The sequence below is a fragment of the Comamonas sp. GW821-FHT11H03 genome, from assembly GCF_058807955.1.
Map to the genome: position 1 here is coordinate 125170 of NZ_JBXARF010000006.1, position 14021 is coordinate 139190.

General features: G+C 57.8%; 9 protein-coding genes and 1 pseudogene. 3 read left to right on the top strand and 7 right to left on the bottom strand.

What is annotated here, in order from left to right; genetic code table 11:
- Positions 1–9: 9 nt before the first annotated feature.
- A complete protein-coding gene (locus tag AC1RTQ_RS14895; RefSeq protein ID WP_492876851.1) occupies positions 10–1038 on the bottom strand; it encodes an ABC transporter substrate-binding protein in 1029 nt (342 codons plus the stop codon).
- Between the two features lie 156 nt (positions 1039–1194).
- On the opposite strand from AC1RTQ_RS14895, the gene AC1RTQ_RS14900 reads away from it, so the two are divergent.
- Both AC1RTQ_RS14900 and AC1RTQ_RS14905 read left to right on the top strand, forming a co-directional pair.
- Positions 1195–1818 carry a cysteine dioxygenase family protein gene (locus tag AC1RTQ_RS14900; protein ID WP_492876853.1) on the top strand — a complete coding sequence of 208 codons (624 nt, stop codon included), beginning with the start codon at positions 1195–1197 and terminating at the stop codon, positions 1816–1818.
- A gap of 28 nt (positions 1819–1846) precedes the next feature.
- Entirely contained in the window at positions 1847–3448 is a 1602-nt protein-coding gene (locus AC1RTQ_RS14905) for a rhodanese homology domain-containing protein (protein WP_492876855.1), read from the top strand.
- Between the two features lie 66 nt (positions 3449–3514).
- Here AC1RTQ_RS14905 and AC1RTQ_RS14910 read toward each other — a convergent pair whose 3' ends face one another.
- The 3 genes from AC1RTQ_RS14910 to AC1RTQ_RS14920 form a co-directional block, all read right to left on the bottom strand.
- Positions 3515–4894, bottom strand: coding sequence for an LLM class flavin-dependent oxidoreductase (locus tag AC1RTQ_RS14910; RefSeq protein WP_492876857.1), 1380 nt, complete (start codon positions 4892–4894; stop codon positions 3515–3517).
- Between the two features lie 15 nt (positions 4895–4909).
- On the bottom strand, positions 4910–5869 hold the full coding sequence (locus AC1RTQ_RS14915) for an ABC transporter substrate-binding protein (protein WP_492876859.1): 960 nt from the start codon (positions 5867–5869) through the stop codon (positions 4910–4912).
- 597 nt (positions 5870–6466) lie between these two features.
- The gene (locus AC1RTQ_RS14920) at positions 6467–6697 is read right to left on the bottom strand and encodes a hypothetical protein (protein WP_492876861.1); all 231 of its coding nucleotides are present in this window, start codon (positions 6695–6697) and stop codon (positions 6467–6469) included.
- Positions 6698–7025: 328 nt separating this feature from the next.
- Between AC1RTQ_RS14920 and AC1RTQ_RS14925 the strand changes: the two genes are divergently transcribed.
- Positions 7026–8639: a glycosyltransferase family 39 protein gene (locus tag AC1RTQ_RS14925; protein ID WP_492876863.1), complete on the top strand. Its 1614-nt coding sequence runs from the start codon at positions 7026–7028 to the stop codon at positions 8637–8639.
- Here the strand turns inward: AC1RTQ_RS14925 and AC1RTQ_RS14930 are convergent.
- The 3 genes and pseudogenes from AC1RTQ_RS14930 to AC1RTQ_RS14940 all read right to left on the bottom strand — a co-directional run bounded on the left by AC1RTQ_RS14930 (position 8640) and on the right by AC1RTQ_RS14940 (position 14002).
- A pseudogene (locus AC1RTQ_RS14930) lies at positions 8640–9297 on the bottom strand (transposase family protein). It lies immediately after the preceding gene.
- A 78-nt stretch (positions 9298–9375) separates the two neighbouring features.
- On the bottom strand, positions 9376–10770 hold the full coding sequence (locus AC1RTQ_RS14935; protein WP_492876865.1) for an efflux transporter outer membrane subunit: 1395 nt from the start codon (positions 10768–10770) through the stop codon (positions 9376–9378).
- A 46-nt stretch (positions 10771–10816) separates the two neighbouring features.
- Positions 10817–14002: an efflux RND transporter permease subunit gene (locus AC1RTQ_RS14940; protein WP_492876867.1), complete on the bottom strand. Its 3186-nt coding sequence runs from the start codon at positions 14000–14002 to the stop codon at positions 10817–10819.
- Positions 14003–14021: the final 19 nt, after the last annotated feature.

The following is a 14021-nucleotide window of genomic DNA, read 5'->3' on the forward strand; positions in this document are numbered from 1 at the left end:
GCCTTCTCCTCAGGTCAGTACATCCACGTGAACATGGGTGGCAAAGCGAGCTGGATCCGTTGTGGACTTCAGCACCCCCACGGTTTTGAAATCACGTGCGTAGAATTCAATTTCTTGGCGCAAAGCCTGGCCCTGCGGATGATGCTTGTGCGTCAATGTAGCCAGCACCGCCCGCAAGTCAGCCTCAGACACCTTCGAATAGGCGCTGTAGATACGAGCCGTTTCCGCAGGGTAATTGGCCACAAAATCAGACGCTTCGTTGATTGCTCTGACCAAAGAAGCGACCACCGGTTTTTCGTTTCGCACCAGCTTGCCCGTCACACCCACCACGCAGCAAGTCTTGGTCGCATATTCACCGCTCAAATTGGTCGCCAACTCCACCAGGCCCTTGGTGCGACGCTCAATGATGGCCAGATTCGGGTCACCGTCAGCGATTGCGTGGGCTTCACCTTTTTCCACCGCCACACCCAGCATGTCGCCGGGGAACTGCCGCCAGTTCACGTCCTTTTCAGGATCCAACCCAGCCTTGAGAAGCAGAATCGAGAAGAAATTCTTACCGGGACTATTCAGGTCTGAAACAGCAATCGTTTTGCCCTTGAGCGCTTTGAGCGTGGTGACACCGGCAGGTTGAAAGCCCACCAAGCGCACGCAGCCGCCATGGCTACTGCCGACCAGCTTGACGTCAAAGCCGGACTCCAAAGGCTTGAGCCAGCGATGAATCATGCCCAGGCCACCATCGGCCTTGCCTGTGGCAATGGATTCCAACAGCTGATCGGTAGATCCGCTGAAGTTAATCAGCTCAACATTCAGGCCATGCTTTTCAAAAATGCCGCGTTCTATGGCCACCGGCGCTGGCGAAAGACAAACCGCACCCATATTCCAGGCCAGTTTGAGCTTACGCGCGGGTGGAGCAGCCAGAACCTGGTTTGCGCCCAACCCCACCAAGCCCAAAGCGCCCGCTGCAGACGCTGTGCACAAAAATGCACGACGCCCTAAGACATTACCCTCGCCCAGCTGTGCCGGATCCAATGCCGCCATGACCAATCCCCTTATGTTGCCAAGCTTGCATTGAACCCAAGAGACCCCCGGTACACCAACGAAGAAAAACAAAGATCCTTATGCGAAAGTATTCGGCCAGCAGGGCCACGCTTCTGCTGCAATCGGCTCAGACTTCACTTTTCGTAAACGGAAGCCATGACGACAAGCCACAACCCTGCAAGACTGCGCCGCTTTCTCGCGCAACTCACACAGCTAGTCCACGAAGCTCCTGAAGAAACCTTGTTACTGGAGCGCGGCAAGGTGCTGCTGCACAACCTCGTGCAGCACGATGACTGGCTACCAGATGCCTACGCCCAGCCATCACCAGAGCGTTACCAGCAGTACCTGCTGTATGCAGATCCGCTTGAGCGCTTTTCCGTTGTGAGCTTTGTCTGGGGACCCGGTCAAAAAACGCCGGTGCACAACCATACGGTATGGGGTTTGATTGGCTTGCTGCGCGGCGGGGAAAAGTCCCAAGGCTTTGCGAAAAACACTGAAAAGCAATGGCAGCCTCAGGGTGCCGCCCATGTGCTTTCACCAGGCGATGTGGAAGCCGTTTCTCCCACCATCGGTGATGTGCACCAGGTCAGCAATCTCTTTGAAGACCAAACCTCCATCAGCATCCATGTCTATGGAGCCAATATCGGCGCAGTCCACCGTTCTGTCTTCATAGAAGACGGCAAGGAAAAAGCCTTTATCTCTGGCTACAGCAACACCTCGCTGCCCAACATCTGGGACAGATCGTGCGAAACCGAATCGCACGCGGCCACCTCTCATTGATTTCACTGACTTTTCTTTCTCGCGCTCCATGACTCAACCTATTTCCTACACCACGACCGCTCAAGTCCGTGAAGCTTTGCTTGCCAAGCGCGAAATCGCCTTGCTTGATGTGCGCGAAGAAGATCCGTTTGCGCAAGGCCACCCGCTGTTTGCCGCCAACCTTCCACTGGGCCGACTAGAGTTGGATGCGCGCTGGCGCATTCCCCGCCCCAATACCCAGATCGTGGTCTATGACAACGGTGAAGGGCTTGCTGAAATTGCTGCACAACGTCTGCAAGCCCAGGGCTTTACCCAGGTCAGTCTGCTACAAGGCGGCCTGCAAGGTTGGCGCGATGCGGGCGGCGAAATCTTTATCGACGTCAACGTCCCCAGCAAGTCTTTTGGTGAACTGGTGGAGTCCGAGCGTCACACGCCCTCTTTGCCAGCCCCCGAAGTCAAGGCCTTGCTGGATCAAAAAGCCGATGTCGTGGTGCTGGATGCACGCCGCTTTGACGAGTACCAAACCATGAACATCCCCGGCAGCAGCAGCGTGCCGGGTGCTGAACTGGTCTTGCGCGCCCGTGAACTGGCGCCTAGCCCGACAACACGCATCATCGTGAACTGCGCGGGCCGCACACGCAGCATTATTGGCACCCAGTCGCTCGTCAACGCAGGTCTGCCAAATCCTATTTCCGCTTTGCGCAATGGCACGATTGGCTGGACGCTCGCAGGCCAGACCCTGGAGCATGGTGCAGATCGCCGCGCTCCAGCAACAGTCTCTGCAGAGCACAAAGCCGCTGCTGCCCAACAAGCCCGCGACGTGGCAGACAAAGCCGGCGTACAACGCGCTGTGCGCAGCGATATTGACAACTGGCAACAAGAAGTGGATCGCACCACTTATCTGCTCGATGTCAGAACCCCCGAGGAATTTACGGCAGGCCATCTCTCTGGCTTTCGCAGCGCGCCCGGTGGTCAACTGGTGCAAGAAACCGATGTCTCTGCACCGGTACGTGGCGCTCGCATCGTGCTGGCTGACGATGATGGCGTGCGAGCCAATATGACGGCCTCCTGGCTGGCCCAGATGGGCTGGAATGTGTATGTGCTTGACGGTCTGAGCAGTGCTGACTTTTCAGACAGCAGCCCGGTGGCGCAAAACCTGCCAGAGCCCACAGCGCCCGTGACCTGGATCAAGCCCCAAGCATTGGCGGATGCAATTGCCAAAGCACCTAAAGACAGCATTGCCGTGGTGGACCTGACCACCAGCGCCAACCATGTACGCCGCCATATCCCCGGTGCCTGGTTTGCGCTGCGAACCGACCTCCAACAGGCACTGAGCCGCATTCCCAAGGCCGATCGCTATGTACTGACCTGCGGCAGCAGCTTGTTGGCCAAATACGCAGTGCAAGAGTTTGCCGAGGCCACCGGCGCAACCGTTGAGGTACTGGAGGGAGGCAACCAGGCTTGGGCCGATACAGGGCTACCCGTTGAAGCCGGTGAGCAACGCCTTGCCAGCCCCCGCGTCGATCGCTATCGCCGCCCCTATGAAGGCACAGACAACGCCCATGAAGCCATGCAGGCCTATTTGGACTGGGAGTTTGGTCTAGTGGAACAACTGGGCCGAGATGCTACCCATGGTTTCAAAGTGATCTGAACGGTCTTGCGTTCGCCCACAAAAAAGGCAGCTCGCAAGCTGCCATTTTTAATCTATACCGAACACTCAAACCACTGCTGTTGCTGGCTGACTCTGCGTTGTTTGAGTCTCTTTCGCCTCTTGAGCCAAGCGCTTGACCGTATTGCGATTCACGGGCACATCCAGCCCCAGGTTGCCACGGAAGGTATCGGCCTCATAAGCTTCGCGCCAAATGCCGCGCTGCTTGAGCAAAGGCACAACCAGCTCGACAAAGTCTTTCAGCGACGTATTAGGCAAAGCTTCAAAGAAGTTAAAGCCGTCTGCGCCTTCGTTGTTGAACCAGCGCTCGATTTCATTGGCTACATGCTCGGCCGTGCCGACAAACACCGTCTTTGGCGTAGCGAACCACTGCGCCACATCACGCAAAGTCCAGTCATTCTCACGCGCAGTCTTTTTGATGTGATCGCTGGCGGCCTGCTGACTGTTGCGTCCAATGTCGCCCAGATCTGGGAAGGGTTCATCCAGCGGATAGACCGAGAAGTCATGGTCATTGAAAGGCCGGGCCAAAGCAGCCAAGGCATTCTCAATAGGCACGAGGCTCGCTGCAATGCGGTACTTCTCTTGCGCCTCTTGCTCGGTGCGTCCTACGATGGGTCGAATTCCAGGCAAGAGCAGCACCTTGCTCGGGTCTCGCCCAAACTTTGCCACCTTGGCTTTTACGTCGCGGTAATAGGCTTGGGCTTGCTCCAGCGAGTCGGCGTGAAAAAAGATCGCATCAGAGCGTGAAGCTGCAAAATTTTTACCGTCTTCAGAGGCTCCAGCCTGAAAAATCACCGGCTGGCCTTGCCGTGAACGTGCAATATTGAGAGGTCCTTCCACCGAGAAAAACTCACCCTTGTGATCCAAACGGTGTAGCTTCTTCTTGTCAAAGAATTGGCCCGTGGCCTTGTTGCGCACCAGTGCATCGTCTTCCCATGAGTCCCACAGACCTTGCACCACATCCAGATGTTCGCCCGCCAGGCGGTAGCGCACATCATGGGCATAGTGCTCATTGCGGCTGTAGTTGCGCGCACTGCCATCCAGCCAAGAAGTCACCACATTCCAGCCCGCACGGCCACCGCTGATATGGTCTAGCGAAGCCAATTGGCGCGCCACCGTAAACGGCTCGCTATAGCTGGCTGTAATGGTGGCAACCAAACCGATATGAGAAGTGGCCCCCGCCAGTGCAGAAAGAATCGTCAGCGGCTCAAAGCGGTTGAGATAGTGTGGACTGGAGCGCTCAGTGATATGCACGCTATCGGCCACAAACAGAAATTCGAAACCTGCTTTTTCTGCCAGCTGTGCCTGCTCTCGATAGAAGCCGAAATTCACGCTGCCATCGGTCAGCGCCGCCTCATGGCGCCAGTCTCCCCAACCTGCCCCCACGCCATGCAGCACAAAACCTGCCTTAAGTTGTCGTTTGCTCATCTTGCTTCCCATCCCTCAGGCTGCACCGCCTAAATATCGATTGAATGTTTTGTCCCACAGCGGCCGCACATCGGCCGAGCCCTCCAGCACCCCCATGGACTGAAAGGCTTCGGCTACACGCTGGTGACTTAAAACGGCTTTGTCGCTTATCGCCTGAACACTGCTGTTCTGGCTGCGGTTGTTATAGATTTCGACCAAGTCACCCACCGGCACGCGCGTTTGTGCGGACTGGGCCTTGGCGTAGTCCAGAAAGTTGGCATTGCTCCAGACATAGGCTTTTTGCAGGCGCTGCAGCAAATCAGCGAGGGCCGCTTGGCGTTGCACGTCTTGCACCGCCTTTGGATTGGCATAAATCAGAAAATTGCCCGACAGATAACCCACCGCCGTTTTGAGAATGCGTGCACCATGACGTGTGCGGGCCAGTTGGCCGTTGTAGCCATAGATGGCCCAGGCATCGATATCGCCGCGCGCAAAAGCCGACAGTCCATCTGCGGGCGAGAGATTGACGGGCTTGATATCGTCAAAACTCAGCCCAGCTTCCTTGAGCTGTTGATACAGATACAGATGCGAGGTGGTGCCGCGCACATAACCCACGCGCTTGCCACGCAGATCTGCCACCTTGTAAATGGCCGAGTCTTTTTGCGCCAGCGTGGCCTGGTTGTTCAAGTCTTCGTGATAGACCGCAACCACTTTGACCGAGGCCTTGGCCTTGGCGGCAAACACAGCGGGTATCTCGCTGCCAGAGCCAAAATCCAGCGCATCAGCGTTGATGCTTTCAATGTGCTGCACACCAGAGTTGAACTCTTTCCAGTCAATCTGATACGGCGTTTGCGCCAGGCCTGCGGCCTCCAGCAAAGTTTTGTGGCCACCTTTATAGGTGGCCGCACGCAAAGTCACACCACGCAAATTGCTTTGCGCATTGCCGATGGATGGCAAAGCCGCAGCCAGCGATAAGACTCCAGCGCTTTGCAGCATGCGCCTTCTTGAGGGAGAGAGAGAGGAAGGGGAATATGGTTCCATAAGGCAGTTCACGATGGGGAATCGGCGCTGCCTGAAGTTCAAGGCCAGCGAAATCGTGTCCTGACTCTAGAAGCTGTTTCGTGGTGCGTTAAGGAAGAAAAACAGATATGGATATACCTCGTGCAATACCTGCTTAGCATGCGGCCTCTTGAAAGAGCCCCCTCCTCGACAACTTTGAGGTGTTAGGCAGGCCTGCATTACAGACCCTGATGCAATGACGACTGTCCTCATAGCGGCCATTCAGAGCGCCAAGACAGTCGCCTCTCTAATGACTGCTTTCAGGTCAGCAACAGCCCCTCGCTGACAGGCAGTTCCCGGGGATGCAGGAAGTCCGCTATCTCGGCTCACAAACAGGTGCCGTCGACCCGAAGCATTCGTTCATCCTCCGGCTGCTGACATCTGCTCGACAGAGGGGGTGCTGCGCAGCTGCGATGTGGCTTTGACCGCAGCAGCCGGGCAAGAAGCGGCCCTGTACGTGATGCCGATGCACATAGCTTTCAGGCGGCAGGCACAGCGTCTCTTCTTTCGCACGTCAATTCCTGACGTCTGTCATTAAGGAGTACACCCACGGCAGTGAATCGCACCAGCCAGTGGTAATGCTAGGCGATGCAGTCGGTGCTTCACGGTGGCCTTTGGGCCGTACTGCGCGATGAGCAAGGCGACAAAGAAGCCTGCCAGGATGAAGAACACCGGCATGCGAAGCGCATGAATGAAGGCAATCAGCAAGTCCGCCGCAGGCGTCGTTTTGTTGTCGCGCCAAGGCAGCACAGTGGGTCCAGCCATGTGAATGACGGCCACATGCAGAGCGATACCGAGCCACACCATTGCGGTGCATAAGTTGTATGGGGGAAGCTCTCTGTTGCAACCAAAGTCAGGTTTACATATCAAGCAAGCATCTTCCGCGCGAGAGTCTTAAGAAATTGATAAGTTGCAAAGCCTAGATTCCAGCCAGCAATAACAGCGGGTGGGCTGGATCTATCCAAGCACATCACGACATGTTTAGCCAAAGGAGTCGGTGATGCGGCTAGTAAAGATGCAAAAGTTTGAGGTTGTAGCCAGAAGCGAATGCGCTGCGGCCTCCGTTATTTCACTCGGCGGTCTGGTCTAACCCATGCAAACCGCTATCACTCTGAGCGTGAAGGCTTCACGCAGCAGGCTCGACGACTCAATCCTTTGGGGCTTGGCGATAGCGCTGTGGATCTTGGCCTTTGCGTGGATTCGCCCATTGAGCGACCCGGATGAGGGACGCTATGCCGTCGTTGCATTGGATATGCTGCGCACCGGAAATTGGGTGACGCCTCATCTCAACGGGCTCCCCTTCTTTCACAAACCACCTCTGTACTACTGGCTTGCAGCCGGTGGCTATGAGTTGTTCGGTGTGCATGCATGGGTGGCGCGCGTGCCGTCCATGCTGGGAGCATGGCTGGCATCGATGAGCCTGCTGGTTCTGGCCAGGCGCTACACAAGCACCTCGACCGCCATAACTGCGGCGATCATCTTCCTCACGATGCCCTTCGCCTATTTGGCCGCTCAGTACGCCAATATGGACATGCTGCTGGCTGGCTGCATGTGCGCCTGCACCACCTGTGCATTCATTGCCACGATAGAGGCTGACCTCGGCAAGACGTGGCGCACCTGGATCACGGCAGCTGGTGTTTTTGCGGGTCTCGGCTTTCTCGCCAAAGGGCTCATTGGCCTGGTGTTACCGGGCTTGATTTGGTCAGTATGGATGCTCTGGGAGCGTCGCTGGAAGCATATGGCGCTTCCCCTGTACCCTCCAGTGTGGCTTGCCATACTGGCTGTTGCGGGGCCGTGGGCATGGTTTGCGCAAAAGCAGCATCCGCAGTTTTTTCATTATTTCTTCGTTACACAGCATTTCCAGCGCTACACCGAAACGGGCTTCAACAATCCGCGGCCATGGTGGTTCTACCTGGCGGTGATCGCACTTGCATGTCTTCCATGGACTCTGGCTGGAATCTATATGCTGTTCAGGCAATGGCGGGCTCGGCAAGAGTTCATGCCCAAATCTGACTCACACCCTGCTCAAACGAGCCTCGATCGGTATATGGTGGTCTGGCTGTTGGCTGTGGTGGCCTTCTTTTCAATTCCCAGCAGCAAGATCGTGGGCTATGTGCTGCCGGCACTTCCACCTCTGGCCTACCTGATCGCCAGAATCTGGCAAACGACTCTCGATGGCGATGCGTCGAATGCACTGCGGGCGAGACCCAAGCTCGCGATCACCATTGGAGCTTCGGCGGCTCTTTGCGCGGCGCTGGCTATCGGCTTCGGCACCAAAGGTGTTCCTCAGAAAGCTCGTTGGGACCGCCTGGCCGCGCTGCCGGTGCAGCCTGACGATCGGATCATGATGCTCGGACAGTTGTACTACGGCGTTCCTTTCTACATGCACACAGGCCAGACCCCTTGGGTCGTCGATGACTGGCAAGCGGCCAAAGCATCAAAGTCCGACAACTGGAAGAAGGAACTGCTGGATGCCGCTGAATTCTCTCCCAATAGCGCAAGCCATTTACTCCTTGAAAAGCAGGATGCAAACCTTGCTTTGTGCACAACCAAGCACCGGGTATGGCTTGTTGGAGAGCCCGAGTCTGCGAAGCAGATGACACCATCGCTATCTGGTATCAAACCGATGCTTGAGCTAGGTTCTCGCGCTGTTTGGCTTTGGACGCCTCACACCGCTTGCACAGCACCTTCTCCCATAGGGCATTGATTAGGTGTTCTGTCCCACGGTGAGATGGTGCGGATGAAGTCTAAAGCGGCTTGGACCTTTTTCCCATGCCTTGCAAATAGCCCAGAATGGTGTCTTCCACCTGAGCGCCTTCAAGTGCTTGCCGAAGGAACTGCGCTGGGTTGGCTTTGGTGGCCCTGTCAAAGAACGCAACATGCGTGAACTATGTGACGCGGTCTATGGCCACAAACATGTGCTGTCTGCCGCTGAAGATCTTCATTTCGGCGCTGTCGATGTGCACGAAGCCCAGTGTCGTTTCTTCAAACTTTCCATGCCTTCGTGGCACCTGCATTGCTGGCTGTCGACTGATGCCGTGACGCTGCAGGCAACGATGCAAGGCGCTGCGGCTGAGCTTGGGCGCCGTCTCCAGGAGCTGCCCCATGAGATCGTCCAGCGTCAGATACCCTTGCTTGCGCAGCGTAATGGCCAAGTGTTCTTGCTCTTGGGAAAGATGCTGGCTTGCGCTGTCCCGATGACCCATGGGCTCATCGAGCACCGAGGTGCGCGCACGCCACTTGACCATGGTCTTGGCGTTGAGGCCGTAGAGCTTGGCAAAGGACCGATGGGAGCCGGTCGCTAGCTGGCGTTCTACGCGGATACGCGACGTTGTGCGGGCGCTGCCATGCGGGCGGATTGCCATAGTGCTTTCTCCTGCTCCAGGCTGAAGAATGCTCCATGACTTCCTGGGACCGTACACCTAGTCGACGCTATATCAACCTCAGTCCACGCTTGTATCCGAGCCAAGCACGCCTCCGCCGAGTGACTGATAAAGGGCCACCACATCACCATAGAGGCTGCCTTGCGCTGCCACGCGGGCAGCTTGTGCCTGCAGCCAGGACTGTTTGGCGGCCAGGGCCGTGGGCATGCTGGCATAGCCGGCCCTGAGCTGTGAGTCACTGAGCTTCCAGGTCGTCTGGCTGGCACTTTCGCTGTCTTGGCTCATCTGTAGGGCGCGAGAATCTGCATCCACGGCATACAGCGCATTGGCCACATCCTGAAAAGCAGAAAGTACCGTGCCCTGGTAGCTGGCGGCCGAAGCCTGCAGTTCGGCCTCGGCCGCCTTTTGATGGGCCCGCAATGTACCGCCATTGAACAGAGGTGCCAGCAGGTTGGCGCCCAGAGCCCAGGTCACATTGCCAGCTGAGAACATGCGCGCAAACGTGGTGGCACCACCACCATAGGCTGCCGAGATGTTCAGCTGCGGCAGTCGCGCAGCGGTGGCGACACCCACTGCCGCGCTGGCCTGTTGCACCTGAGTTTCTGCAGCGCGGATATCGGGGCGCTGGTCTACCAGCTGTGATGGCACGACCTGAGGCAGCAAGGGCAGCCGGAAGCTGGATAAAGGTAACAGGGCTGGAGCCTGATCAGGCGTGCGTGCCATGAGCGTGGCCACGAGGTTGCGGGTCTGCTCCAGCGACTTTTGCAGCGGCACCAATTGCTGTTGCAGCTGCAGCAACAGTGTTTGCTGGGTGGCGACATCCATGCCGCTGGCATAGCCGTTGGCCTGTTGCTTGCGCATATGCTGCAACTGCTGCTGGGCGGCTTCAGTGGCTTGCAGCAGCAGGTCTGTCTGCTCTTGCAGCATGGAGGTCTGGATCACTGCCGCCACCAGATTGGCAGCCAGGCTCAGTCTGGCTGCCTGCAACTGCAGTCGCTGGTTTTCTTCGGCGGCCTGCAGGCCTTCGACCTGGCGGCGGTTGCCGCCAAATAGGTCAGGGGCGTAGGAAACGCTGAGCTGGGCCGTGTGATAGGTGTAAAGCGATTCGCCATTGTTCAGGGGCGGCGAGACAGATTGCCCTGTGTTCTGACGTGTGGGGCTGTAGCCCAGTTGAATCGAGGGCAGAAAGTAGCCGCGCTGAGCCACCACGTTCTGGTGTGCGGCGCGCAAAGTGGCCTGGGCCGCCTCGATGGAGGGGCTTTTGCTCAAGGCCTCTTGCACCATGGAGTCCAGCTCTGCGTTGCCAAAAGCCTGCCACCACTGGTTGCCGATGCCGCCAGCGGTACTCACAGGCAGCGATGTCGCCACGGAGGCTCGGGTCAGGGTCTGCGGCTTGTGCACCTCGGGGCGTACATAGTCGGGGCCCACGGCGCAGCCGGCCAGCAAGGCAGTCAAGCTGCTTGCCAGGGTGATTGCGCGCAATTTCGGGTATGTCATTGTTTTACGCACGTTTGCCTCCCAGACCTTCGCGGCGTGTATTGGGTTTCATGCGACGCAGCACCACCAGGCGCAGCGCCGGGACCACCAGCAGCAGGAATACCGGGCCTATCAGCATGCCGCCCACCACCACAGTGGCCAAGGGGCGCTGGACCTCGCTGCCTATGCTGTGGGAGATGGCTGCCGGCAATAGACCAATGCAGGCCGACAGAGCCGTCATCAGCAGCGGGCGCATGCGACTGCGGTAGGCCTCACCCACTGCACGTGTGGGCTCATGGCCCATTGCACGCAAGTCCTTGTAGACGCTGAGAATCAGAATCCCGTCCATCACGGACACGCCCAACAATGAGATGAAGCCGATGATGGCCGAGACGCTGAGCACCTGACCCGAGACATACAGGGCCAAAATGCCGCCAATCACCGTGAATGGCACCGAGGCCAGCGTCAGCAGACAGTAGGTGAAGTTGTTGAACAAGGCATACAGCAGCGCAAACACCAGGCAGAAGGCCACGGGGATGGCAATCATCATGCGAGCCTTGGCCTGCTGCAGGGCTTCAAACTCACCCGCATAGATGATGCGGTAACCCTGGGGCAGATGCACCTCCTGGGCAATGCGGCGCTGGACTTCGCTGACCGTGCTGCCAAGATCGCGCCCGCGTGCAGAGAATTTGATGGGGATATAGCGCTCGTTGCTTTCGCGGTAGATATAGGTGGCGCCCGTGTCAAGCGTGATTGTGGCGATGTCCGACAGCGGTACATACGAGGTACCGCCCGAGGCAGTGGTGTAGCCCACGCGCAGATTGCGCACGTTCTCGGGCGAAGCACGGCTGGTTTCGGCAAAGCGCACCGTCAGGCCGAACTGCTTTTCGCCTTCCAGTACCGTGGTGGCCTGGGTGCCCGCCAGTGCGGTCTGGATGGTGTTGGCCACATCGCCGGTGTTGAGTCCATAGCGTGCCGCTTTCTGGCGGTCGATCTGGATGTTCATATTGGGCTGACCCAGCACATGAAACACGCCTAGGTCGGCCACGCCGTCGATATGACCCATGACCTCGTAGACATGGTCGGCAATCTTTTCCAACGTGGGCAGGTCGGGGCCGATGATCTTGACGGAGTTGGCCCCCTTCACACCAGACAGGCCTTCTTGCACATTGTCCTGAATGTATTGCGAGAAGTTGAAACTCACGCCTGGGAACTCTGTCGCAAACCGGCTTTGAAGCTCGTTGACGAGGCGAGTCTTGGTCATGCCAGGGCGCCATTTCTCAAAGGGCTGCAGCGGTGCAAACAGCTCCACATTATTGAAGCCCGAGGCGTCCGAGCCGTCGTCCGGACGGCCATGCTGGGACACCACGGTAACGACCTCGGGATACTCGTTGATGATCTGGCGCATGCGGTCGGTACGCGTGCGGCCTGATTCCAGCGAAATGGTGGGCGGCATGGATGCGCGAATCCACAGATTGCCTTCTTCCAGTGCGGGCAAGAATTCGCTGCCCAGTTGCATGGCCATGAGAGCGCCGCCGGCCAGCGCAGCGACGCCTAGCATCACCACCAGGCGTGCGTTTTTGAGCACCCAGCTCAGCGCCGGCTCATAGATGCGGTGAATGGCGTGGACAACAAAGGTTTCCTTTTCCTCGATCTTGGCGGGCAGCAGATAGCTGGCCAGCACCGGAGTGATGGTGAAAGTGGCAATCAGCGCACCGGCCAGTGCATAGCCATAGGTACGTGCCATGGGACCGAAGATCTGGCCTTCCACGCCCTGCATGGCAAACAAGGGGGTGAAGGCGGCAATCGTGATGCAGGTCGAAAACAGCACCGAGCTGTCAACCTGGGTGGCGCTTAGATAAATCATGCGCAGACGCGAGGTCCAGCCGTCGCCGGGCTGTGTGCGCGCCCCGTCGGGCCCTTTGGACATGGCCTTGAGCAAGGACGCCCGGATCGGGGGCGGCCGCTGGAAATTGCGGAAGATGTTCTCCACCAGAATCACGGCCGCGTCCACGATGATGCCAAAGTCCACCGCCCCCAATGACAGCAGATTGGCGGACTCTCCCGTCAACACCAACATCATGATGCTGAAGAACAGTGCAAACGGGATATTGACGCTGACGATGACGGCGCTGCGCAGGTCGCCCAGAAACACCCACTGGATGAAAAACACCAACAGGCAGCCGAAGATCAGGTTGTGAAGCACAGTATGGGTGGTCACGCCCACCAGCACTGCACGGTCGTAATAGGGTTCGAGCTTGACACCCGCAGGCAGGGTGCCATCGGAGTTGATCTTCTGTACCGCGGCCTTGACCTTGTCGATGACATCGCTGGTGTGCAACGTGCGGTTCATGATGACCACTCCGGTCACCACATCGTTTTGCTTGTCACGACCTGCTTCGCCCAGGCGCGGTATGGTTCCTTCCTGGATGCTGGCCACATCCTTGACCTGCACGGGCATGCCGTTTTTCTGTCCCACGACGATATTGGCAATATCGTCTATGTTATTGACCAACCCCAGGCCGCGAATGTTCACCGACTGATCGCCCACGCTGATGGCGCGTCCACCAACGTTGAGGTTGGCATTGCCGATGGAATCCAGCAGGTTCTTGAGCGTGATGCCGTGAGCCTCAAGTCGCTTCGGATCTGCGTCGACGTGGTACTCCTTGGTGGTGCCGCCCCAGGTGACGACTTGCACCACGCCGGGCACAGTCAGCAAACGCTTTTCTATCACCCAGTTCTGCAAGGTTCGCAGATCGGTCAGGCTATAGCTCGAAGGTCCCTTGACCTGGTAGCGCAGTATCTCCCCTACCAGGCTTGAGGCCTGAATCTGCGGCTGTACGCCGCCGGGCAGGCTCACATTGGCCTGTAGATTGTTGGCCACCTGCGACAGCGCAAAGTAGTAGTCCGTGCCGTATTTGAAAGTAATACGTACAAAGGACAGGCCGTAGAACGATGTGGAGCGAATGTTGTCCACGTTGGGCGTGGTGGCCAGCCCGATCTCCATGGGGCGGGTGTAGTAGCGCTCCATCTCTTCGGCAGACAGGCCGGGGGCCTGGGCCGTGATTTCCAGAATCACGGGCGCGGGGTTGGGGTAGGCCTCTACATTGAGTTTGGAGAAGGCCAGCAGACCTGCTCCCATGAATGCCAGCAAGGCCAGCAGCACAATCGGGCGGCGCGAAAGAACAAAGGCCAGCAAAGGTCTGAACATAGCAATACTCCTGAGACAG

Excerpts from the sequence above, each read along its gene's own strand:
- AC1RTQ_RS14895 (WP_492876851.1), bottom strand. The coding sequence starts at position 1,038 with ATGGCGGCATTGGATCCGGCACAGCTGGGCGAGGGTAATGTCTTAGGG.
- AC1RTQ_RS14900 (WP_492876853.1), top strand. The coding sequence starts at position 1,195 with ATGACGACAAGCCACAACCCTGCAAGACTGCGCCGCTTTCTCGCGCAA.
- AC1RTQ_RS14905 (WP_492876855.1), top strand. The coding sequence starts at position 1,847 with ATGACTCAACCTATTTCCTACACCACGACCGCTCAAGTCCGTGAAGCT.
- AC1RTQ_RS14910 (WP_492876857.1), bottom strand. The coding sequence starts at position 4,894 with ATGAGCAAACGACAACTTAAGGCAGGTTTTGTGCTGCATGGCGTGGGG.
- AC1RTQ_RS14915 (WP_492876859.1), bottom strand. The coding sequence starts at position 5,869 with ATGCTGCAAAGCGCTGGAGTCTTATCGCTGGCTGCGGCTTTGCCATCC.
- AC1RTQ_RS14920 (WP_492876861.1), bottom strand. The coding sequence starts at position 6,697 with ATGGCTGGACCCACTGTGCTGCCTTGGCGCGACAACAAAACGACGCCT.
- AC1RTQ_RS14925 (WP_492876863.1), top strand. The coding sequence starts at position 7,026 with ATGCAAACCGCTATCACTCTGAGCGTGAAGGCTTCACGCAGCAGGCTC.
- AC1RTQ_RS14940 (WP_492876867.1), bottom strand. The coding sequence starts at position 14,002 with ATGTTCAGACCTTTGCTGGCCTTTGTTCTTTCGCGCCGCCCGATTGTG.